Source organism: Pseudomonas pichavaramensis (assembly GCF_050473265.1).
In the GTDB taxonomy this organism is placed as follows: Bacteria; Pseudomonadota; Gammaproteobacteria; order Pseudomonadales; family Pseudomonadaceae; genus Aquipseudomonas.
On record NZ_JBJKFJ010000004.1, the window covers coordinates 186,357 to 208,611 of the forward strand.

A 22,255-nucleotide genomic window follows, 5' to 3' on the forward strand; every position below is an offset into this window, starting at 1 on the left:
ACGCCGTGATCATGAGAATGAGTCTTCGCCACCGCTTGCCTGAATGCTGAAAGAGGAAACCTTCCCGTGAATAAAGTCGACAAACCCCTGGAAGCCTGGCGCGAAGAGCTGTCGCAGGAGCAATTTCACGTGTGCCGCCTGGGTGGCACGGAGCGGCCGTTCACTGGCGAGTACCACGACAGCAAGACGCCGGGTATCTACCATTGCGCGTGCTGCGGTGAGGCGCTGTTCGACTCGGATGCCAAGTACGACTCCGGCAGTGGCTGGCCGAGCTACTTTCAGCCGGTCAATGACGAGGTGATTGCCAGTCTCGATGATTTCAGTCATGGCATGCACCGTATCGAGGTCAAATGCGCCAAGTGCGACGCTCACCTGGGGCATGTGTTTCCCGATGGCCCACGTCCTACCGGGCTGCGTTACTGCATCAACTCGTTGTCGCTGAAGCTGGTACCGCGCGATTGAGCCTGTACGCCAGGCTCGATAGCGTCTGGCATGCGACTCAATCCGACCTGTCGCTGGTTTGGTGACTTTCTTCCAGTGCGTTGCAGGCGCGCTGGATCATGTCTTCGGTGATGGGCACTTCGCGGCCTTCACCGTCGATGATGAAGCCCCCGACTGGCAATTGCTGGGCGGCTGCGTTGGGGCGTTGGGCGGCGTGGTCTTGCAAGCTCATGGCCTGTCTCCTCATCAGTGATGCGCGCCATTCTAGAAGTGCCAGATGAAGGCACGGTGACATCTGCGGCGGCGGAACTCCGTCACTAAACACATTGCAAAAATCGTGAAGCAGGCTGCGTGCCAGCCTGTGTGGAATGAGGAATACATGGGGCGTTTTCATATTGGTCTGATCATCAATCCACTGGCTGGGCTGGGTGGGCCTGCAGCTTTCAAAGGGAGTGATGGCATGGCTGAACAGGCACTGGCGCTGGGTGTCGGGGCGCAAGCTGCGCAGCGCACACGCACCGCGCTGGAGCAACTGCTGGCATTGCGCGAGCGTATCGAGTTTGTCAGCTACCCTGGCCCCATGGGCGGTGATCTGTTGGCGCAGATGGGCTTCGAGCATCGCCTGCTGGGAGCGCTTGATGCGCAGCCGACCACTGCCGAGGATACTCGCTGTGCCGTGCAGCAACTGCAGGATGCCGGCGTGGCGCTGATCCTCTTTGCCGGCGGTGATGGGACGGCGCGCGATGTCTGCGCGGTGGTGAGGGAAGGGCAGCCGGTGTTGGGCATTCCCGCTGGAGTGAAGATTCAGTCCGGTGTTTATGCCATCAGCCCGCGTGCCGCGGGCGAGCTGACTGCGCGCCTGGTTGAAGGTGGCCTGGTGCGCTTGGCCAGTGGTGAAGTACGCGATATCGATGAAAGCGCCTTGCGAGAGGGGCGCGTTACCGCCCGCTGGTACGGCGAGCTGTGCGTGCCGCAGGAGGGCGGCTACCTGCAGGCGGTCAAGCAGGGTGGCATGGAGTCCGAAGAGCTGGTGCTGGCCGATCTGGCCGCCTGGCTGGAAGTGGAGTGGGAGCCTGGCGTGCGTTATGTCTTCGGCCCTGGGTCGACTCTGCATGGTCTGGCGCAGAGCCTGGGCTTGGAAACCACGCTACTCGGCGTGGACGTGATCGAGGATGGTCGCGTGATCGCCCGCGACGTCAACGAAGCCGAACTGTTCGCTCTGGTCGCCGGACATCCCGCCTACGTCCTGGTGACCGCTATTGGCGGTCAGGGGCATATCATCGGTCGTGGCAATCAGCAGATCAGTCCGCGTGTATTGCGTGCGGTAGGCCTGGAACGTCTGCGAGTGGTCGCCACCAAACGCAAACTGAGCACGCTGGAGGGCCGCCCGCTGCTGGTCGATAGCGGTGATGTGGCGCTGGACGATGTTTTTCCCGATGCCATAAGGGTATGGGCGGGCTACAAGGAAGAATTGCTCTATCCCCTCAGTCGATAGGAGATCGAAATGCGGGTAGTTATCGCACTGCTGATTGGGTCGTTGGCATTCGCCGCGCAAGCCATAGAAGCTGACAAATTGGTGCTGGATGCACGCAAGCAGGTGGGCGTCACGTTGAGTTACGATCCGGCCTATCGGCGCCTGAGCTACCCGGGTGGCGACGTACCCATGACCACCGGAGTCTGCACCGATGTGGTGATTCGGGCGTTGCGCCAGCAGGGACTGGATCTGCAAGAGGCCGTGCACCGCGACATGCGCAGCAACTTCGCGGTGTACCCGCAGAACTGGGGGCTGAAGCGGGCGGACAGCAATATCGACCATCGCCGCGTGCCGAACCTGATGACCTGGTTCGCGCGCCAGGGCTGGTCCTTGCCAGTCAGCCGGGAGGCAAGCGCCTACGCAGCTGGTGACATCGTCACCTGGGATCTGGGGCGTGGGCTCACCCATATCGGTGTCGTCAGTGACCGCCAGGCGCCAGGTGATGTGCCGCTGGTGCTGCACAACATCGGCCGTGGCACGCAGGAAGAGGACATTCTGTTCGCCTTCCGTATCACCGGCCATTATCGCCCGCTGGCGCAACAGGCGAGTGCCGAGCGATGACGCAGGCTCATCTACCGCCAGGTTTGGCCGCCGGAGAGCGCGTCGTGCTGTTCGATGGCGTCTGCACGTTGTGCAACGGCTGGGCGAAGTTCCTCATCCGTCATGACCCTGAGCGACGCTTTCGCCTGGCCTCGGTGCAGTCCGCGCAGGGCCAGGCGTTGTTGGCCTGGTATGGCCTGCCGACCGATCACTTCGACACCATGGCGCTGATCGACGAGCAGGGCCTGCACGTGCGCTCATCCGCGCTGCTGCGCATTCTCGCCAAGCTGCCCTGGCCATGGCGAGGGTTGCGCTGGCTACGCCTGGTACCCAGGCCGCTGCGTGACTGGTGCTATGACCGGATTGCGCTGAATCGCTACCGCCTGTTCGGCCGCCATGATGTCTGTTTGTTGCCTGCGGCCGATCATGCCGAGCGTTTCCTGCATGACTGAGTCGCGCCTGGCGCCGATCGCCTGGTTCGCGCGCCTGGCCCTGGCGCAGGTGTTCATCTGGCATGGGCTGGCGCCGAAGATCCTCTGGCTCAGCCCCGACGAGGTGGCGATGATCGGCGCCCATGGGCTCCCTGATCACCCACTGTTCGCGCCAGAACTGATCGCCCGTATCGGCGGTGTGTTCGAGATACTGCTGGGTATCGTCCTGCTGACGATGCGCCGCCAGCGCTGGCCGTTGCTGGTTGCCGGTGTGGCATTGCTGGTGCTGCTGCTTGATGTCGTGCTGCTCAGCCCCCATCTGTTGATTCAGGCGTTCAATCCGCTTTCCACCAACCTGGCTGCGCTGGCTTTGTGCGCAGTGGCTTGGTTGGCCGAAGCCCCCTCAGCTGCTGACTCCTGAGACTGGTCATGACATCAATGCTTTCTTCTCGCCAGCGTGGCGCCATACGCCTGGCCTGGCGCTTCATCGCGCCCTACCGCAGCCGGGTGCTGGGCGCACTGCTGGCGCTGCTGTTCACGGCGGCCATCACCCTGTCCATGGGGCAGGGCATCAAGCTGCTGGTGGATCAGGGCCTGGCTACGCAATCGCCGGCCGCGCTGCGTCACTCCCTGCTGCTGTTCTTCGTGCTGGTACTGGCCCTGGCCGTGGGTACCTTCACACGTTTCTATCTGGTGTCGTGGATCGGCGAGCGGGTGGTCGCCGACATCCGTCGGCGGGTGTTCGATCATCTGATCGAGTTGCACCCCGGCTTCTACGAAAGCAACCGCAGCTCGGAAATTCAATCACGCCTGACCGCCGATACCACCTTGCTGCAGTCGGTGATCGGCTCGTCACTGTCGATGGCACTGCGCAACCTGATCATGCTCATCGGCGGCGGCATCCTGCTGGTGGTGACCAACCCCAAGCTCAGCGGCATCGTGCTGCTGGCCTTGCCGCTGGTGGTGGCGCCCATTCTGCTGTTCGGGCGACGTGTACGGGCGCTGTCACGGCAGAGTCAGGATCGCGTGGCCGATGTCGGCAGTTACGTCGGCGAGGTGCTGGGGCAGATCAAGACCGTACAGGCCTACAACCACCAGGACGAAGACAAACGGCGTTTCGGTGAGTCCGCCGAGGCAGCTTTTGACGTTGCACGCAAGCGCATCGCCCAGCGCTCCTGGCTGATCACGGTGGTGATCGTGCTGGTGCTCGGTGCGGTAGGGGTGATGCTCTGGGTCGGCGGCATGGATGTCATCGCCGGGCGTATCTCCGGTGGCGAGCTGGCTGCATTCGTGTTCTACAGCCTGATCGTCGGCTCGTCCTTCGGTACGCTGAGCGAGGTGATCGGGGAACTGCAGCGCGCGGCCGGGGCGGCCGAACGTATCGGCGAACTGTTGCGTTCGCGCAACGCCATCGTCGCGCCAGAGCAGCCCCTACATCTGCCGCAGCCAGTGCAGGGGCGCATCGACCTGCAGGCTGTACGTTTCGCCTATCCCTCGCGTCTGGACAGCTACGCAATCGACGGGATCGACCTGCAGGTGGAGGCCGGTGAAACGCTGGCGTTGGTCGGGCCTTCCGGTGCGGGCAAGTCGACCCTGTTCGATCTGTTGCTGCGCTTCTTCGACCCGCAGCAAGGGCGAATCCTCATTGATGGGGTGGCAGTCGATCAGCTCGACCCGCGTGAGCTGCGCGCGAGCTTCGCCCTGGTATCGCAGAACCCGGCGCTGTTCTTTGGCTCGGTCGAGGACAACATTCGTTATGGCCGTCTTGATGCCAGTCAGGCCGAGGTCGAAGCCGCTGCCCGCGCCGCGCACGCCCATGAATTCATCCAGCGCCTGCCCCAGGGCTATCAGACTCAACTCGGTGAAGCAGGGCTGGGGCTGTCTGGTGGGCAGCGTCAGCGTCTGGCGATTGCTCGGGCGTTATTGGCCGATGCGCCGATTCTGCTGCTGGACGAGGCGACCAGCGCGTTGGATGCCGAAAGCGAACATCTGATCCAGCAGGCCTTGCCGTCGCTGATGGCCGGGCGTACGACGCTGGTGATCGCGCATCGTCTGGCCACGGTGAAACAGGCTGATCGCATTGCGGTAATCGAGCATGGGCGCTTGGCTGCGGTTGGTCGTCATGCCGAGTTGATCGAGACCAGCCCGCTCTATGCGCGGTTGGCAGAGCTGCAATTCGGTAACTAGTCAGGCCGCTGAAAAACGTAGGAGGCTTTTAGCTCTTGGGCTTGATGGTGGCAGCGGCACCAGCCGAGGCGATGATGATGGCGCCTACGGCCAGCCACTGCCCCCAGAGCAGTTTCTCGCCGAGAAATGCCAGGCCGCACATCGCGGCTACCGCTGGTTCCAGGCTCATCAACACACTGAAGGTGCGTGCTGGCAGGCGTGTCAGGGCAACCATTTCCAGGCTGTAGGGCAATGCTGAGGACATTACGGCCACGCCTAGCGCGATTGGCAGCAGATCGACACTGATCAGCTCGCCCCCGGTGTGCCACAGGCCAATAGGCAGCACCAGTAGCGCTGCGACCCAGGTGCCCAGGGCGACGGTGTGGCGGCCATGCTGGGCGCCTGCTTTCTGCCCGAAGATGATGTACAGCGCCCAGCACACACCTGCGCCAAGTGCGAGGGCGGCGCCCAATGGGTCGATAGCGCTTTGCGTTGCAGCGGTGGGCAGGAGCATCCACAGGCCGGCGACGGCTAGCACCACCCAGACGAAATCCAGCACACGTCGCGAGGAAAACAGTGCCAGCGCCAACGGACCGGTGAATTCCAGTGCTACGGCGATGCCCAGCGGGATGCTCTGCAGCGACATGTAGAACAGCAGGTTCATGCTGCCGAGCGCGAGGCCGTAAGCAAGCAGAGCATGACATTTGCGCAGCTCCAGCTTCGCTCTCCAGGGTTGCATAACCAGCGACAGGATGATCGCGCCGAGTACCAGGCGCAGGGTCGTGGTGCCCTCGGCCCCGACCAGCGGGAACAGGTTCTTGGCCAGCGATGCGCCGCTCTGAATCGAGACCATGGCCACCACGAGCAGGGCAATGGGAACGAGTATGGCGGTGCGTGGCATGAGCAGGTCCTGAGTGATGGGCAACGAAAAAACCGGCCGCTGGGGCCGGTTCTGCAACGCGATACGGCTTAGTGGTATTCGCAGAGGTAGGCGGTATCCACGGCGACTTTCAGCTGAAACTTGCTGTTGGCTTCGACGGTGAACTGGCTGCCGGCCTCATAGGTGGTCCAGCTGTCGCTGCCCGGCAGTTTGACGGTCAAGGCGCCGGCCACGACGTGCATCACTTCCAGCTGGCTGGTGCCGAACTCGTATTCGCCCGGGGCCATCACGCCGAGGGTGGCCGGACCTTCAGCCGTGCTGAAACCGATGGATTTGACGGTGCCGTCGAAGTACTCGTTGACCTTGAACATCTGCGATTCCTCGGAAAGGGGTGGAATAAATTGCGGGGAGCCATTTCAACGTCGCGTAGCGACGTGGCCGCCACGGATGGCAGGCCATAAAAGGGGCGCCAGTATGCCCAAGCGCCTTTTTTTCGTCATCACCCTTTGATGGGGAGTATCAGCGGCAGCAGGCGAGCGGTGTTGCGGGCATCTTCCAGGGCGCGATGCTGCTGCCCCTGGAACTGCATGCCGGCCAGCTGCAATGCGCTGTGCAGACCAACCGGGCGTTGCAGTTGGCGTGCCTTGGCGAAGGCCTGCTTGAGGTTCAGGTGCGGGACATCGTTCAACAAGCTGTGCAACTGGTGCTGCTGCCACTCCTGTTGCAGCTGGCGGCGGTCGTAATCGCCCCAGCTGCTCCAGCCGACCAGGCGCGGTGCATGTTGCGTCAACCAGCGCTCGAACTGCGCCCAGACCTGGGGCAGTGGCGCGGCCCCATCGACATCGGCTTGGGAAATGTGGGTGAGTTGGCGGCAGAAGTCAGTCAGGCACGGCCGCCTTTGTGGTTTGACGATGCGCTGGAAGTGATCGCGTTCGTGACCATCCGCGCCAACCAGGCTGGCGCCGATCTCGATGATTTCCATTTCTTCCATTGGCCAGCCGCCTTCATCGGTGGTGGCTTCCAGATCGATGACCAACCAATGTCCCATTGGCGCTCCTTACCATCATGATGCCCTGTCTGGGCTGATCCGCTGGCAGTATGTAAGGCCTTTTCGGCCAGAGCAAACCTCATGTTAGGCTCTGCGGCCTATGTCCTACGGAGGTTGTCATGGCAAAGGTCGCATTTATCGGTCTGGGTGTTATGGGGTATCCGATGGCCGGGCATCTGGCTCGCAACGGGCATCAGGTCACGGTCTATAACCGCTCCCCGGGCAAGGCCGAGCAATGGCTGGGCGAATACGCAGGCAATAGCGCATCGACGCCGCGCGAGGCTGCGCTGGGTGCTGAGCTGGTGATGTGTTGCGTAGGCAATGACGACGATCTGCGTAGCGTGGTCCTGGGCGAGCAGGGCGCTTTCGCCGGCATGGCGCCTGGCGCGATTCTGGTCGACCACACCACTGCTTCGGCTGATGTTGCCCGTGAGCTCGCGGCTGTCGCTGCCGAACGTGGTCTGGGCTTTCTCGATGCGCCGGTGTCTGGTGGTCAGGCCGGTGCCGTCAATGGCGTGCTGACGGTGATGGTCGGTGGCGAGGCTGAGGCTTATGCCGTGGCAGAGCCGGTCATCCAGGGTTACGCGCGGATGATGCGTCTGATGGGCCCTGCGGGCAGCGGCCAGCTGAGCAAGATGGTCAATCAGATCTGTATTGCCGGGCTGGTTCAGGGGCTGTCGGAGGCGCTGAATTTTGCTCAGTGCGCCGGTCTCGACGGAGAGGCGGTAGTTGATGTGATCAGCAAAGGGGCGGCGCAGTCCTGGCAGATGGAAAATCGCTACAAGACCATGCTGGCTGGCGAGTTCGACTTCGGCTTCGCCGTCGACTGGATGCGCAAGGACTTGTCGATCCTGCTTGAGGAGGGACGCCGCAACGGTGCTCAACTGCCGGTGACGGCCCTGGTCGACCAGTTTTACGCTGACGTGCAAGGCATGGGTGGTGGACGCTGGGACACCTCCAGCCTGCTGGCGCGCTTGCAGCGTAACCGCTGATAACCAAAGATCTCGACGGGCGGGGCGTGTCTCATTAGGATCGCGCCGTTCGTTCCGTGTCGTCGAGGTTTTCCATGGAGTGCCGTGCCGGTTGTGGTGCCTGCTGCATCGCACCTTCTATCAGTTCGCCCATCCCCGGTATGCCTGAAGGCAAGCCGGCAGGGGTGCGCTGCATTCATCTTTCCGTTGGCTATCTCTGCGCCCTGTTCGGGCGAGCGGAACGGCCTGCGGTGTGCGGGGGCTTCAAGGCTGAAGAGCAACTATGCGGCGAGAGTCGGGATGAAGCTATCCGCATGCTGGGCTGGCTGGAGCAGGCGACAGCTTGAAGAAGTGAACCCGGCTTCCGCTTGCACGGTCAAAACGCGAACATTATTCAGGGTACAGGTCCGAACATGATGCGTATGTCCCTATTGGTCGCGGTGCTGTGTGCGAGCACTGCAAATGCTGCCGAGCGGCAGTGGCAACTGGAGCGTGACGAGGATGGCGTGAAGGTCTATCTCGCTGATGTGCCCGGCTCCAAGTACAAGGCCTATCGCGGTGTGGTGACTATCGATGCAGATGTGGCTGCCGTGCAGGCTGCACAAGAGGATGTCGAGGGTTCCTGTGCCTGGATATTCAGTTGTCAGCAACAGCGCTTGCTCAAGAGCGAGGGTGATGTAAGCGAGGTGTATACACGCTTCGAAATGCCCTGGCCGGTCAAGGCGCGGGACTCGGTGATAGAAGTGACGACACGCATTGAGGCCGATGGCGCTGTCACGCGCTTGCTCAAGGCCCGGCCGCAGGGCTTGCCGGAGAATAGTGACTTTGTGCGGGTGCAGCGGGTCGAGGGTCTCTGGCACTTGCAGCCGCAGGGTGAGGGGAGGGTGGAAGTGACCTACGAGGTGCATACCGAACCGGGCGGCAGCGTTCCCTCATGGCTGGCCAACAGTTTCGTCGTTGACGCGCCATTGCAGACGTTGCAGGGCTTGCGTGCCCAGGTCGAAGGGCGCTGAGCTGAGAGTGGGGTAAAGAAAATAAAAAAGGCTGCCGATTGGCAGCCTTTTTCGTTTTGCGCCGCTCTGTGTCAGCCGCGGTCGGCCGGCAGGTCACGCTGCTCGTAACCGGTGTACAGCTGGCGCGGGCGGCCAATCTTGTACGGGCCGGAGAGCATTTCCTTCCAGTGGCTGATCCAGCCGACGGTACGCGCCAGGGCGAATATCACGGTGAACATGCTGGTCGGAATGCCGATGGCCTTGAGGATGATGCCCGAGTAGAAGTCCACGTTCGGGTAGAGGTTACGCTCCTTGAAGTAAGGATCGTTACGCGCGATCTCGTCGAGCTTCATGGCCAGTTCCAGCTGCGGGTCGTTGATGCCCAGTTCGGCCAGTACTTCGTCGCAGGTCTGCTTCATGACCTTGGCGCGTGGGTCGAAGTTCTTGTAGACGCGGTGACCGAAGCCCATGAGCTTGAACGGATCGTCCTTGTCCTTGGCCTTGGCGATGAACTTGTCGATGTTCGACACGTCACCGATTTCGTCCAGCATGGCCAGTACGGCTTCGTTCGCACCGCCGTGCGCCGGGCCCCAGAGGGCGGCGATACCGGCTGCGATACAGGCGAACGGGTTGGCGCCCGAGGAACCTGCCAGGCGTACGGTGGAGGTGGAGGCATTCTGCTCGTGGTCGGCATGGAGGATGAAGATCTTGTCCATGGCCTTGGCCAGCACCGGGCTGATCGGTTTGATCTCGCACGGGGTGTTGAACATCATGTGCAGGAAGTTTTCCGCGTAGTTCAGGTCGTTACGCGGGTACATCATGGGCTGGCCCATGGAGTACTTGTAGGTCATCGCGGCAATGGTCGGCATCTTGGCGACCAGGCGCATGGCGGACACTTCACGGTGCTGCGGATTCTTGATGTCCAGCGAGTCGTGATAGAAGGCGGACAGGGCGCCGACTACGCCGCACATGATGGCCATCGGGTGGGCGTCACGGCGGAAACCGTTGAAGAAGGTCTTCAGCTGCTCATGAACCATGGTGTGGTTCTTGATGGTGCTGACGAATTTGGCCTTCTCTTCCTTGCTCGGCAGTTCGCCATTGAGCAGCAGGTAGCAGGTTTCCAGGTAGTCGGATTGCTCGGCCAGTTGCTCGATCGGGTAGCCGCGGTGCAGCAGGATCCCTTTATCGCCGTCGATATAGGTGATCTTCGACTCGCAAGAGGCGGTCGACATGAAACCAGGATCAAATGTGAACCGACCCGTGGCGGTCAGGCTCCGCACATCAATTACATCGGGACCAACAGTGCCGGTCAGAACGGGCAGTTCGACGGGGGCATTGCCCTCGATGATCAACTGCGCTTTTTTGTCAGCCATATGTGGCCTCCTAGTTATGCTTGAAGTCATCAGACGACCCCCCACGCAGGGCCCGCACCACTATAGTGGGATAAATCCTAAAGTCAATTTGCGAGAACCTAGGTAGTAGAAGGGTTTAGGCGGGGTTTTCAATGAAAAAAGGCCGCTATTTACGCCTTTTATTTAAAGGCTGCAATGCGCTTTTTGGGGTAGGGCATTGCATTGTCATTAGTCTGCTAACTGTCTATACTCTGCGCCCGACCGCTGGGGGTTTAGCCGCCCTGTATAGGCGGTCGTCACTCCTTGGGTGATGGGTACCTGACCAGTGCACTTCCCAACAACTTTGCCCTGAAGTTTAGGGGCTCTCAGTGTGATAAAAAGCCGTGAATAGCCAACGACCTGTAAACCTAGACCTTAGGACTATCAAGCTCCCAGTCACCGCTTACACCTCCATTCTTCACCGTATCTCCGGTGTCATCCTCTTTGTCGGTATCGCCATTCTGCTGTTCGGTCTCGACAAGTCGCTGACGTCCGAGGAGGGCTTCGCCCAGGTGAAGGAATGCCTGACCAGTCCGCTGGCCAAGTTCGTGATCTGGGGTCTTCTGTCCGCTCTGCTGTACCACCTGGTGGCCGGTGTGCGCCACTTGATCATGGACGTGGGCATCGGTGAGACGCTGGAAGGCGGCAAGCTGGGCTCGAAAATTGTCATCGCTGTTGCTGCGATCGTGATCGTGCTGCTGGGGGTATGGATATGGTAACTAATGTCACCAACTTCTCGCGTTCGGGCCTCTATGACTGGATGGCGCAACGCGTTTCTGCGGTCGTTCTCGCGGCTTACACGCTGTTTCTGCTGGGCTATGTGATCTGCAATCCGGGCATGGGCTACGCCGAATGGCACGGCCTGTTCTCCAATACCGCAATGCGCATCTTCAGTCTGCTGGCGCTGGTTGCACTCAGTGTGCACGCCTGGGTCGGCATGTGGACCATCTCCACTGACTACCTGACGCCGATGGCGCTGGGCAAGTCGGCGACCGTTGTGCGTTTCCTGTTCCAGGCTGCGTGTGGCATTGCCATGTTCGCGTTTTTCGTCTGGGGCGTGCAGATTCTGTGGGGTTTCTGATTCATGGCTAGCATCCGTACTCTTTCTTATGACGCCATCATCGTAGGTGGCGGCGGCGCAGGTATGCGCGCTGCGCTGCAATTGGCTCAGGGCGGCCACAAGACCGCCGTGGTCACCAAGGTGTTCCCGACCCGTTCGCACACCGTATCCGCTCAGGGTGGCATCACCTGCGCCATCGCGTCGGCCGACCCGAACGATGACTGGCGCTGGCACATGTACGATACCGTCAAGGGTTCCGACTACATCGGAGACCAGGACGCTATCGAATACATGTGTTCCGTGGGCCCGGAAGCCGTGTTCGAGCTCGAGCACATGGGTCTGCCGTTCTCCCGTACCGAGCAAGGCCGCATCTACCAGCGTCCGTTCGGTGGTCAGTCCAAGGGCCCGGAGAACCCGACCCAGGCTGCCCGTACCTGTGCCGCGGCTGACCGTACCGGTCACGCCCTGCTGCACACCCTGTATCAGGCCAACCTGAAAGCCGGTACCTCGTTCCTCAACGAGTGGTACGCCGTTGACCTGGTGAAGAACCAGGACGGCGCCATCGTCGGTGTCATCGCCATCTGCATCGAGACAGGCGAGACCGTCTACATCCGTTCCAAGGCCGTGGTTCTGGCCACTGGCGGTGCCGGCCGTATCTACGCCTCCACCACCAACGCCCTGATCAACACCGGTGACGGCGTGGGCATGGCCCTGCGTGCCGGCGTGCCGGTGCAGGACATCGAAATGTGGCAGTTCCACCCGACCGGTATCGCCGGCGCTGGTGTGCTGGTCACTGAAGGCTGCCGTGGTGAGGGTGGTTACCTGATCAACGCCCATGGCGAGCGCTTCATGGAGCGTTACGCTCCGAACGCCAAAGACCTGGCCGGTCGCGACGTGGTTGCCCGTTCCATGGTCAAGGAAGTCATCGCCGGCAACGGCGTGGGCCCGAACAAGGACCACGTACTGCTGAAGCTCGACCACCTCGGCGAAGAAGTGCTGCACAGCCGTCTGCCGGGCATCTGCGAACTGTCCAAGACCTTCGCTCACGTCGACCCGGTGGTTGCGCCGATTCCGGTTATCCCGACCTGCCACTACATGATGGGCGGCATCGCCACCAACATTCATGGTCAGGCCATCACCCAGGACGCCACCGGCAACGACAAGATCATCGAAGGTCTGTTCGCGGTAGGTGAAGTGGCTTGCGTATCGGTACACGGTGCCAACCGTCTGGGCGGCAACTCGCTGCTCGACCTGGTGGTATTCGGCCGCGCTGCCGGTCTGCACCTGGAAAAAGCCCTCAAGGAGGGTGTCGAAACCCGCGGTGCCAGCGAGACCGACATCGAGCAGTCGCTGGCGCGTCTGTCCGGCGTCAACGAGCGCACCACTGGTGAAGACGTTGCCCCGCTCAAGCGTGAGCTGCAGCAGTGCATGCAGAACTACTTCGGCGTGTTCCGTACTGGCGAATACATGCAGAAGGGTATCGCTCAGCTGGCCGACCTGCGCGAGCGCATCGCCAAGGTCAAGATTGCCGACAAGAGCCAGGCCTTCAACACCGCGCGTATCGAAGCGCTGGAACTGCAGAACCTGCTCGAAGTGGCTGAAGCGACCGCCATCGCTGCCGAAACCCGCAAGGAGTCCCGTGGTGCTCACGCTCGTGAGGACTTCGAAGAGCGTGACGACCAGAACTGGCTGTGCCACTCGCTCTACTTCCCGGGCGAGAAGCGCGTAACCAAGCGTGACGTCAACTTCGCGCCGAAGACCGTTCCGGCGTTTGAACCCAAGGTTCGGACTTATTAAGGGTGACCGATATGTTGCAAGTCAGTGTTTATCGCTACAACCCGGAGAAGGACGCTGCGCCCTTCATGCAGGACTTCCAGGTTGATACGCACGGCAAGGACATCATGGTCCTCGACGTGCTGGCGCTGATCAAGGAGCAGGACGAGGGTTTCTCCTATCGTCGCTCCTGCCGCGAAGGCGTTTGCGGCTCCGATGGCATGAACATCAACGGCAAGAATGGCCTGGCCTGTATCACTCCGCTGTCCGCTGCCGGGCTCAAGGGTGGCAAGCTGGTGATCCGTCCGCTGCCGGGTCTGCCGGTCATTCGTGACCTGGTGGTTGATATGAGCATCTTCTACAAGCAGTACGAGAAGGTGCAGCCGTTCCTGCAGAACGATACGCCGGCTCCGGCCATCGAGCGTCTGCAGAGCCCGGCTGATCGCGAGAAGATCGACGGTCTGTACGAGTGCATCCTGTGCGCTTGCTGCTCGACCAGCTGCCCGTCCTTCTGGTGGAACCCCGACAAGTTCCTCGGTCCCGCTGCGCTGCTGCAGGCCTACCGTTTCCTGGCCGACAGCCGCGACACCAAGACCACCGAACGTCTGGCTTCGCTGGATGACCCGTTCAGCGTATTCCGCTGCCGCGGCATCATGAACTGCGTGAATGTTTGCCCGAAAGGTCTGAACCCGACCAAGGCCATCGGTCACGTACGCAACATGCTGCTGCAGAGCGGTACCTGATTCGCAAGTTGCTATACCTGTAACACCTGCGAGTCCGGCTCAGGGCTGGCCTCGCAGTAAAGCCAGAGCCGCAGCCCACAAAGCCGCGGCTCATACTCGAAAAATATGACGACCAGCAGGGGCATCCGGGCTGGTACCCGGACTATCTGCGGGAACCCAAGTGGCTTTATCGGAGTCGCAGCATCATGACTTTTGATCGGGCCATGCGGATTTCACGCCGGTGGTGTCCCCTTACCGAGGGTGACCAAGCATGCAAGAAAGCGTGATGCAGCGCATGTGGGACAGTGCCCACCTATCCGGTGGCAACGCTGCCTACGTGGAAGAGCTCTACGAGCTCTACCTGCACGATCCCAACGCTGTGCCAGAAGAGTGGCGCACTTACTTCCAGAAGCTACCGACCGACGGCAGTACTGCCACGGACGTATCGCACTCGACCATTCGAGATCACTTCATCCTGCTCGCCAAGAATGCGCGTCGTGCTCAGCCGGTTTCCGCCGGGGCCGTCAGCAGCGAGCATGAGAAGAAGCAGGTGGAAGTGCTGCGCCTGATCCAGGCCTACCGCATGCGTGGCCATCAGGCTGCCCAGCTCGATCCCTTGGGTCTGTGGGTTCGTACTGCGCCGTCTGATCTGTCGATCAACCACTATGGTTTGACCGATGCTGACCTGGACACCACTTTCCGCACCGGCGAACTGTACATCGGCAAAGAAGAAGCAACGCTACGCGAAATTCGCGATGCGCTGCAGCAGACATATTGTCGCACCATCGGTGCCGAGTTCACCCATATCGTCGATTCCGGCCAGCGCAACTGGTTTGCCCAGCGCCTGGAAAGCGTGCGTGGTCGTCCGCAGTTTTCCGCCGAGGTGCAGGCGCACGTGCTCGAGCGCGTGACCGCTGCCGAAGGTCTGGAAAAATACCTGGGCACCAAGTACCCGGGCACCAAGCGTTTCGGTCTGGAAGGCGGCGAGAGTCTGATCCCGCTGCTGGACGAAATCATCCAGCGTTCCGGGTCCTACGGCACCAAGGAAATCGTTATCGGCATGGCCCACCGCGGCCGCCTCAACGTTCTGGTCAACACCTTCGGCAAGAACCCGCGCGACCTGTTCGACGAGTTCGAAGGCAAGAAGACCGAGGGCCTGTCCTCCGGTGACGTGAAATATCACCAGGGCTTCTCGTCCAACGTGATGACCCAGGGTGGCGAAGTGCACCTGGCGTTGGCGTTCAACCCGTCGCACCTGGAAATCGTCTCTCCAGTGGTCGAGGGTTCGGTACGTGCTCGTCAGGACCGTCGCAGCGACGCTTCGGGTGACAAGGTACTGCCGATTTCCATCCACGGTGACGCGGCCTTCGCCGGTCAGGGTGTGGTCATGGAAACCTTCCAGATGTCGCAGACCCGCGGCTACAAGACTGGCGGCACCATCCATATCGTGATCAACAACCAGGTAGGCTTCACCACCAGCCGTCCGGAAGATGCGCGCTCCACCGAGTACGCTACCGACGTGGCGAAGATGATCCAGGCGCCGATCTTCCATGTGAATGGCGATGATCCGGAAGCCGTACTGTTCGTCACCCAGCTGGCTGTCGACTACCGCATGCAGTACAAGCGCGATGTGGTCATCGACCTGGTCTGCTACCGTCGTCGCGGCCACAACGAGGCCGACGAGCCGAGTGGTACTCAGCCGCTGATGTATCAGCAGATCTCCAAGCAGCGCACCACCCGTGAACTGTATGCCGACTCCCTGGTCGCGGCCGGGGCACAGAGCAGTGATGAGGTGCAGGCCAAGATCGACGATTACCGTACTGCGCTGGATAACGGTCAGCACGTGGTCAAGAGCCTGGTCAAGGAACCCAACAAGGAGCTGTTCGTCGACTGGCGTCCGTATCTGGGCCACGCCTGGACCGCGCGTCACGACACCCGCTTCGATCTGAAGACCCTGCAGGATCTGTCCTCCAAGCTGCTGGAAATTCCAGAAGGCTTCGTCGTTCAGCGTCAGGTCTCGAAGATTCTCGAAGATCGTCAGAAGATGGGCGCCGGTGGCTTGCCGATCAACTGGGGCTTCGCCGAGACCATGGCTTACGCCACCCTGCTGGTCGAAGGTCACCCGATCCGTATGACCGGTCAGGACATCGGTCGTGGCACCTTCTCGCACCGCCACGCGGTGCTGCACAACCAGAAGGACGCCAGCGCCTACGTTCCGCTGAAGAACCTGTACGAGGGTCAGCCGCAGTTCGAGCTGTACGACTCCTACCTCTCCGAGGAAGCAGTACTGGCCTTCGAGTACGGTTACTCCACCACCACGCCGAATGCGCTGGTGATCTGGGAAGCGCAGTTCGGTGACTTCGCCAACGGTGCCCAGGTGGTGTTCGACCAGTTCATCTCCAGTGGTGAAACCAAGTGGGGCCGCCTCTGTGGTCTGACCGTTCTGTTGCCGCATGGCTATGAAGGGCAGGGGCCTGAGCACAGCTCGGCGCGTCTGGAGCGTTATCTGCAGCTGTGCGCAGAGCACAACATGCAGGTGTGCGTGCCGACCACCCCGGCTCAGGTCTACCACATGCTGCGCCGTCAGGTGATCCGTCCGCTGCGTAAGCCGCTGGTCGTGCTGACGCCGAAGTCGCTGCTGCGCCACAAGCTGGCCATCTCGACTCTGGACGATCTGGCCGAAGGCTCGTTCCAGACCGTTATTCCAGAAATCGACGCTCTCGATCCGAAGAAGGTCGAGCGCGTGGTGTTGTGCAGCGGCAAGGTCTACTACGACCTGCTGGAGAAGCGCCGTGCCGAGAACCGCGAAGACATCGCCATCGTGCGTATCGAGCAGCTCTATCCGTTCCCGGAAGACGATCTGGCCGAAGTTCTGTCGCAGTACAAGAACCTCAAGCACATCGTCTGGTGTCAGGAAGAGCCGATGAACCAGGGCGCCTGGTACTGCAGTCAGCATCACATGCGTCGCGTCGCCACTGCGCACAAGAAGGCTCTGTTCCTCGAGTACGCTGGCCGTGATGCCTCGGCAGCGCCGGCTTGCGGTTACGCCTCGATGCACGCCGAGCAGCAGGAAAAACTGCTGCAGGACGCCTTTACTGTTTAACGCCTTCATCCGGTAGGTGGCAGGTGCCGCCTACCGGTAAACCGAATTTAAGGAAACGCATACAATGGCTATCGAGATCAAAGCCCCAACCTTCCCGGAATCGGTTGCCGACGGCACCGTGGCCACCTGGCACAAGAAGCCGGGCGAAGCGGTCAAGCGCGATGAGCTGATCGTTGACATCGAAACCGACAAGGTGGTGATCGAAGTCCTGGCCGAGGCCGATGGTGTCCTGGCTGAAATCATCAAGAACGAAGGCGACACCGTTCTTTCCAACGAGCTGCTGGGCAAGCTGACCGAAGGTGGCGCTGCTGCCGCTGCTCCGGCTGCCGCTCCGGCCGCTGCTGCACCGGCTCAAGCCGCCGCGCCGGCTGCCGCCGCTGGTGACGACGCCATCCTTTCGCCGGCCGCGCGCAAGCTGGCCGAAGAAAACGGTATCGACCCGAACAGCATCGCCGGCACCGGTAAAGGTGGTCGTGTGACCAAGGAAGACGTGGTCGCCGCTGTTGAAGCCAAGAAAAACGCCCCAGCTGCTGCTGCCAAGCCAGCCGCCGCCCCGGCCGCTGCCGCTGCTGTAGTTGCTACCGGTGATCGTACCGAGAAGCGTGTGCCGATGACCCGCCTGCGCGCCAAGATTGCCGAGCGCCTGGTCGAAGCTCAGTCCACCATGGCCATGCTGACCACCTTCAACGAAGTCGACATGACCGAAGTTATGGCGCTGCGTTCGAAGTACAAGGACCTGTTCGAGAAGTCCCACAACGGCGTGCGTCTGGGCTTCATGTCGTTCTTCGTCAAGGCGGCTACCGAAGCGCTGAAGCGTTTCCCGGCAGTCAACGCCTCCATCGACGGCAACGACATCGTTTACCACGGCTACGCCGACATCGGTGTTGCCGTGTCCAGCGATCGTGGCCTGGTGGTGCCGGTACTGCGCAACGCCGAGCAAATGAGCCTGGCTGAAATCGAAAGCGGCATCGCCACCTTCGGCAAGAAAGCCAAAGACGGCAAACTGTCGATCGAAGAAATGACCGGTGGCACCTTCACCATCACCAACGGTGGTACCTTCGGTTCGATGATGTCGACCCCGATCGTCAACCCGCCGCAGGCTGCGATCCTGGGCATGCACAACATCGTTCAGCGTCCGATGGCCATCAACGGTCAGGTGGTGATCCGTCCGATGATGTACCTGGCGCTGTCTTACGACCACCGCCTGATCGATGGTAAGGAAGCCGTGACCTTCCTGGTGACCATCAAAAACTTGCTTGAAGACCCGGCTCGCCTGCTGCTGGAAATCTAAAAGCCAGTCTCCTCCACGGCGGCCCTGTTCTCAGGGCCGTCCGGTTTATTCGAGAAGGAATACGTTATGACCCAGAAATTCGACGTGGTAGTCATCGGTGCCGGCCCTGGTGGCTATGTAGCCGCCATCAAAGCAGCGCAACTCGGCCTGAAGACTGCCTGCATCGAGAAGTACCAGGGCAAGGACGGCAAGGTCGCTCTCGGCGGCACTTGCCTGAACGTCGGTTGCATTCCGTCCAAGGCGCTGCTGGACAGCTCCTGGAAGTACCATGAAGCGAAAGAAGGCTTTGCCGTACACGGGATCGAAGCCAAGGGCGTGACCATCGACGTTCCGGCCATGGTGGCGCGCAAGAACACCATCATCAAGAACCTCACTGGTGGTGTTGCCGGCCTGTTCAAGGCCAATGGCGTGACCCTGCTCGAAGGCCACGGCAAACTGCTGGCCGGCAAGCAGGTTGAAGTCACCGGCAGCGACGGCAAAAGCCAGGTGGTTGAAGCGGCTCACGTGATCATCGCTTCGGGCTCCAAGCCGGTCGAAATCCCGCCAGCTCCGGTCGATCAGGACGTCATCGTCGACTCCACTGGCGCCCTGGAATTCCAGAGCGTACCGAAGAAACTGGGCGTTATCGGCGCTGGTGTGATCGGCCTGGAACTGGGCTCGGTATGGGCTCGCCTGGGTGCTGAAGTCACCGTGCTGGAAGCGATGGACAAGTTCCTCGCCGCTGCCGACGAGCAGATCGCCAAAGAAGCGCAGAAGACCCTGACCAAGCAGGGCCTGGATATCCGCCTGGGCGCTCGCGTCACCGGTTCGGAAGTCAAGAAGAAGCAGGTCACCGTCAACTTCACTGACGCCAATGGCGAGCAGAAGATGGTGTTCGACAAGCTGATCGTGGCCGTGGGCCGCCGCCCGGTGACCACCGATCTGCTGGCCGCCGACAGTGGCGTCGATCTGGACGAGCGTGGTTTCATCTACGTCAACGATCAGTGCGAAACCAGCGTTCCGGGCGTCTATGCCATCGGTGACGTGGTACGTGGCGCGATGCTCGCGCACAAGGCCTCGGAAGAGGGCGTGATGGTTGCCGAGCGCATCGCTGGCCACAAGGCTCAGATGAACTACGACCTGATCCCATCCGTGATCTACACCCATCCGGAAATTGCATGGGTCGGCAAGACCGAGCAGCAGCTGAAAGGCGAGGGCGTTGCCGTCAACATCGGTACCTTCCCGTTCGCTGCCAGCGGCCGCGCCATGGCAGCCAACGACACCGGCGGCCTGGTCAAGGTCATCGCCGATGCCAATACCGACCGCGTACTGGGCGTTCACGTGATTGGCCCAAGCGCTGCTGAACTGGTTCAGCAGGGCGCCATCGGTATGGAATTCGGCACCAGCGCCGAAGACCTAGGCATGATGGTCTTCTCCCACCCGACTCTGTCCGAAGCGCTGCATGAAGCGGCTCTGGCAGTGAACGGTGGCGCGATCCACATCGCCAACCGCAAGAAGCGCTAAGCGTGCAAGGTGGCCGGCAGCGGCTGGCCACCTGAGTAGTTGTTGTAAGCCGCTGCAGTAGACGGGGCGTCGCGTAATCGCCTCATCGCTGCGGTGGTGTTTGCAAGCAGAACCACGTCAGGTGGCCCGCATCGAGCTCGACTCGCTGCGGAATGCCTGGCGGACTGCCTCGGCAGTCACAGGTGGCGCGGTATCACAAGTACAGCGCCGAATGCGCAATACCTAAACGAAGACGGTAGACAAGCATGAATCTTCACGAGTATCAGGGTAAGCAGCTGTTCGCTGAATACGGCCTGCCTGTATCCAAGGGCTTCGCGGTAGACACCCCGGAAGAAGCCGCAGAAGCCTGCGAAAAAATCGGTGGCAGCGAGTGGGTCGTCAAGGCTCAGGTCCACGCTGGTGGCCGCGGTAAGGCCGGTGGCGTTAAGCTGGTCAAGAGCAAAGAAGACGCCAAGGCCTTCGCTGCCAACTGGCTGGGCAAGCGTCTGGTGACTTACCAGACTGACGCCAACGGTCAGCCGGTCAGCAAAATCCTGGTCGAATCCTGCACCGACATCGCCAAGGAACTGTACCTGGGCGCTGTAGTGGACCGCTCCAGCCGTCGCATCGTGTTCATGGCTTCCACCGAAGGTGGCGTGGACATCGAGAAAGTGGCTCACGAAACCCCTGAGAAGATCCTCAAGGCCACCATCGATCCGCTGGTTGGCGCTCAGCCGTACCAGGGTCGCGAGCTGGCATTCCAGCTGGGCCTGGAAGGCGATCAGATCAAGCAGTTCACCCACATCTTCGTTGGCCTGGCCAAACTGTTCCAGGACTACGACCTGGCACTGCTGGAAGTGAACCCGCTGGTGATCAAGGCTGATGGCAACCTGCACTGCCTGGACGCCAAGATCAACATCGACTCCAACGCCATGTACCGTCAGCCCAAGCTGCGCGCCATGCACGATCCGTCCCAGGACGATCCACGTGAAGCCCATGCACAGAAGTGGGAACTGAACTACGTCGCGCTGGAAGGCAACATTGGCTGCATGGTCAACGGCGCTGGCCTGGCCATGGGCACCATGGACATCGTCAACCTGCACGGCGGTCAGCCGGCCAACTTCCTCGACGTAGGTGGTGGCGCGACCAAAGAGCGCGTGACCGAAGCGTTCAAGATCATCCTCTCCGATGACAACGTCAAAGCCGTTCTGGTGAACATCTTCGGCGGTATCGTTCGTTGCGACATGATTGCCGAAGGCATCATCGGCGCCGTGAAAGAAGTCGGCGTGAAGATCCCGGTGGTCGTCCGTCTGGAAGGCAACAACGCTGACCTGGGCGCCAAGGTCCTGGCCGACAGCGGTCTGAACATCATCGCGGCAACCAGCCTGACCGACGCTGCCCAGCAAGTCGTCAAGGCCGCGGAGGGTAAGTAATGAGCATCCTGATCAATAAAGACACCAAGGTCATCTGCCAGGGCTTCACCGGCTCGCAGGGCACCTTCCACAGCGAACAAGCGATCGCCTACGGCACCAAGATGGTCGGCGGCGTGACTCCGGGCAAGGGTGGTAGCACTCACCTGGGCCTGCCGGTGTTCAACACCGTCAAGGAAGCTGTAGAAGCCACCGGCGCTGAAGCGTCCGTGATCTACGTTCCGGCTCCGTTCTGCAAGGACTCGATCCTGGAAGCTGCCAACGGCGGCATCAAGCTGATCGTCTGCATCACCGAAGGCATTCCGACCATCGACATGCTGGAAGCCAAGGTCAAGTGCGACGAGCTGGGCGTACGTCTGATCGGCCCGAACTGCCCGGGCGTGATCACTCCCGGCGAGTGCAAGATCGGCATCATGCCGGGTCACATTCACCTGCCAGGCAAAGTCGGCATCGTGTCCCGTTCGGGCACCCTGACCTATGAAGCCGTGAAGCAGACCACCGACGCCGGCTTCGGCCAGTCCACCTGCGTGGGCATCGGTGGCGACCCCATCCCGGGCTCCAACTTCATCGACATCCTGAAACTGTTCCAGGACGATCCGAAGACCGAAGCGATCGTCATGATCGGTGAGATCGGCGGTTCCGCTGAAGAAGAAGCCGCTGCCTTCATCAAGGCCAACGTCACCAAGCCTGTAGTTTCCTACATCGCGGGTGTGACTGCGCCTCCCGGCAAGCGCATGGGCCACGCTGGCGCCATCATCTCCGGCGGCAAAGGCACTGCAGACGAGAAATTCGCTGCGCTGCAGGACGCTGGTGTGAAAACCGTGCGTTCCCTGGCCGACATCGGCAAGGCCCTGGCCGAGCTGACCGGTTGGGAAGTCAAAAACGCCTAAGCGTTGCTGACTCTCGCAAAAAGGCCACCTTCGGGTGGCCTTTTTGTTTTGGCGGCGATGCTTTTCTGTACAAGAGCACGAAGCACCAGAGCGCGCGGCGGGTGAAGTGT

23 protein-coding genes are annotated in these 22,255 nt (G+C 61.2%); 18 read left to right on the forward strand and 5 right to left on the reverse strand.

The annotated features are described in order from the left end of the window. Window positions 1–66 precede the first annotated feature (66 nt). Complete coding sequence (gene msrB / locus ACJRW5_RS08550) at window positions 67–462, forward strand: peptide-methionine (R)-S-oxide reductase MsrB (RefSeq protein WP_484570095.1); 396 nt, start codon at window positions 67–69, stop codon at window positions 460–462. Between the two features lie 37 nt (window positions 463–499). On the opposite strand, the gene ACJRW5_RS08555 is transcribed toward msrB, so the two are convergent. After that, the gene (locus ACJRW5_RS08555) at window positions 500–673 is read right to left on the reverse strand and encodes a PA1571 family protein (RefSeq protein WP_484570096.1); all 174 of its coding nucleotides are present in this window, start codon (window positions 671–673) and stop codon (window positions 500–502) included. Window positions 674–820: 147 nt separating this feature from the next. Here ACJRW5_RS08555 and ACJRW5_RS08560 point away from each other — a divergent pair, with 147 nt between their 5' ends. Genes ACJRW5_RS08560 through ACJRW5_RS08580 form a run of 5 tightly spaced genes read left to right on the forward strand, consistent with a single transcriptional unit; the run spans window position 821 to window position 5,133 of the window. Further along, window positions 821–1,936, forward strand: coding sequence for an ATP-NAD kinase family protein (locus ACJRW5_RS08560; protein WP_484570097.1), 1,116 nt, complete (start codon window positions 821–823; stop codon window positions 1,934–1,936). Between the two features lie 9 nt (window positions 1,937–1,945). After that, entirely contained in the window at window positions 1,946–2,536 is a 591-nt protein-coding gene (locus tag ACJRW5_RS08565) for a DUF1287 domain-containing protein (RefSeq protein ID WP_484570098.1), read from the forward strand. After that, window positions 2,533–2,967 (forward strand): thiol-disulfide oxidoreductase DCC family protein, encoded by a 435-nt coding sequence (locus ACJRW5_RS08570; protein ID WP_484570099.1) that lies wholly within the window; start codon window positions 2,533–2,535, stop codon window positions 2,965–2,967. The genes ACJRW5_RS08565 and ACJRW5_RS08570 overlap by 4 nt, the downstream gene beginning before the upstream one ends. Further along, on the forward strand, window positions 2,960–3,367 hold the full coding sequence (locus ACJRW5_RS08575) for a DoxX-like family protein (RefSeq protein WP_484570100.1): 408 nt from the start codon (window positions 2,960–2,962) through the stop codon (window positions 3,365–3,367). The genes ACJRW5_RS08570 and ACJRW5_RS08575 overlap by 8 nt, the downstream gene beginning before the upstream one ends. Before the next feature lie 8 nt (window positions 3,368–3,375). Continuing rightward, window positions 3,376–5,133: an ABC transporter transmembrane domain-containing protein gene (locus ACJRW5_RS08580; RefSeq protein ID WP_484570101.1), complete on the forward strand. Its 1,758-nt coding sequence runs from the start codon at window positions 3,376–3,378 to the stop codon at window positions 5,131–5,133. Between the two features lie 28 nt (window positions 5,134–5,161). Here the strand turns inward: ACJRW5_RS08580 and rhtA are convergent, their stop codons facing one another. From rhtA to ACJRW5_RS08595, 3 genes are all read right to left on the reverse strand, one after another. Next, window positions 5,162–6,013 carry a threonine/homoserine exporter RhtA gene (gene rhtA, locus ACJRW5_RS08585; RefSeq protein ID WP_484570102.1) on the reverse strand — a complete coding sequence of 284 codons (852 nt, stop codon included), beginning with the start codon at window positions 6,011–6,013 and terminating at the stop codon, window positions 5,162–5,164. A 68-nt stretch (window positions 6,014–6,081) separates the two neighbouring features. Continuing rightward, entirely contained in the window at window positions 6,082–6,363 is a 282-nt protein-coding gene (ppnP, locus tag ACJRW5_RS08590) for a pyrimidine/purine nucleoside phosphorylase (RefSeq protein ID WP_484570103.1), read from the reverse strand. Between the two features lie 128 nt (window positions 6,364–6,491). After that, the gene (locus tag ACJRW5_RS08595; protein WP_484570104.1) at window positions 6,492–7,040 is read right to left on the reverse strand and encodes a 3'-5' exonuclease; all 549 of its coding nucleotides are present in this window, start codon (window positions 7,038–7,040) and stop codon (window positions 6,492–6,494) included. A 119-nt stretch (window positions 7,041–7,159) separates the two neighbouring features. Here ACJRW5_RS08595 and ACJRW5_RS08600 point away from each other — a divergent pair, with 119 nt between their 5' ends. The 3 genes from ACJRW5_RS08600 to ACJRW5_RS08610 all read left to right on the forward strand — a co-directional run bounded on the left by ACJRW5_RS08600 (window position 7,160) and on the right by ACJRW5_RS08610 (window position 9,024). Continuing rightward, entirely contained in the window at window positions 7,160–8,032 is an 873-nt protein-coding gene (locus ACJRW5_RS08600; RefSeq protein WP_484570105.1) for an NAD(P)-dependent oxidoreductase, read from the forward strand. 74 nt (window positions 8,033–8,106) lie between these two features. Next, on the forward strand, window positions 8,107–8,358 hold the full coding sequence (locus ACJRW5_RS08605; RefSeq protein ID WP_484570106.1) for a YkgJ family cysteine cluster protein: 252 nt from the start codon (window positions 8,107–8,109) through the stop codon (window positions 8,356–8,358). A 66-nt stretch (window positions 8,359–8,424) separates the two neighbouring features. After that, entirely contained in the window at window positions 8,425–9,024 is a 600-nt protein-coding gene (locus tag ACJRW5_RS08610; RefSeq protein ID WP_484570107.1) for an START domain-containing protein, read from the forward strand. A gap of 71 nt (window positions 9,025–9,095) precedes the next feature. Here the strand turns inward: ACJRW5_RS08610 and gltA are convergent, their stop codons facing one another. Continuing rightward, on the reverse strand, window positions 9,096–10,376 hold the full coding sequence (gltA, locus tag ACJRW5_RS08615) for a citrate synthase (RefSeq protein ID WP_484570108.1): 1,281 nt from the start codon (window positions 10,374–10,376) through the stop codon (window positions 9,096–9,098). A gap of 362 nt (window positions 10,377–10,738) precedes the next feature. Here gltA and sdhC point away from each other — a divergent pair, with 362 nt between their 5' ends. The 9 genes from sdhC to sucD all read left to right on the forward strand — a co-directional run bounded on the left by sdhC (window position 10,739) and on the right by sucD (window position 22,145). Then, entirely contained in the window at window positions 10,739–11,113 is a 375-nt protein-coding gene (sdhC, locus tag ACJRW5_RS08620; RefSeq protein WP_484570109.1) for a succinate dehydrogenase, cytochrome b556 subunit, read from the forward strand. Beyond that, a complete protein-coding gene (gene sdhD, locus ACJRW5_RS08625) occupies window positions 11,107–11,475 on the forward strand; it encodes a succinate dehydrogenase, hydrophobic membrane anchor protein (protein ID WP_484570110.1) in 369 nt (122 codons plus the stop codon). Before sdhC ends, sdhD begins: the two co-directional genes overlap by 7 nt. Before the next feature lie 3 nt (window positions 11,476–11,478). Beyond that, a complete protein-coding gene (gene sdhA / locus ACJRW5_RS08630) occupies window positions 11,479–13,251 on the forward strand; it encodes a succinate dehydrogenase flavoprotein subunit (RefSeq protein WP_484570111.1) in 1,773 nt (590 codons plus the stop codon). Between the two features lie 11 nt (window positions 13,252–13,262). Then, window positions 13,263–13,970: a succinate dehydrogenase iron-sulfur subunit gene (locus ACJRW5_RS08635; RefSeq protein ID WP_484570112.1), complete on the forward strand. Its 708-nt coding sequence runs from the start codon at window positions 13,263–13,265 to the stop codon at window positions 13,968–13,970. Window positions 13,971–14,220: 250 nt separating this feature from the next. Continuing rightward, window positions 14,221–17,052 (forward strand): 2-oxoglutarate dehydrogenase E1 component, encoded by a 2,832-nt coding sequence (locus tag ACJRW5_RS08640; protein WP_484570113.1) that lies wholly within the window; start codon window positions 14,221–14,223, stop codon window positions 17,050–17,052. Between the two features lie 64 nt (window positions 17,053–17,116). Beyond that, window positions 17,117–18,343: a 2-oxoglutarate dehydrogenase complex dihydrolipoyllysine-residue succinyltransferase gene (odhB, locus tag ACJRW5_RS08645; protein WP_484570114.1), complete on the forward strand. Its 1,227-nt coding sequence runs from the start codon at window positions 17,117–17,119 to the stop codon at window positions 18,341–18,343. Between the two features lie 66 nt (window positions 18,344–18,409). Next, a complete protein-coding gene (gene lpdA, locus ACJRW5_RS08650) occupies window positions 18,410–19,846 on the forward strand; it encodes a dihydrolipoyl dehydrogenase (RefSeq protein WP_484570115.1) in 1,437 nt (478 codons plus the stop codon). Between the two features lie 245 nt (window positions 19,847–20,091). Further along, the gene (sucC, locus tag ACJRW5_RS08655) at window positions 20,092–21,258 is read left to right on the forward strand and encodes an ADP-forming succinate--CoA ligase subunit beta (protein WP_484570116.1); all 1,167 of its coding nucleotides are present in this window, start codon (window positions 20,092–20,094) and stop codon (window positions 21,256–21,258) included. Then, on the forward strand, window positions 21,258–22,145 hold the full coding sequence (gene sucD / locus ACJRW5_RS08660; RefSeq protein ID WP_484570117.1) for a succinate--CoA ligase subunit alpha: 888 nt from the start codon (window positions 21,258–21,260) through the stop codon (window positions 22,143–22,145). Before sucC ends, sucD begins: the two co-directional genes overlap by 1 nt. Window positions 22,146–22,255: the final 110 nt, after the last annotated feature.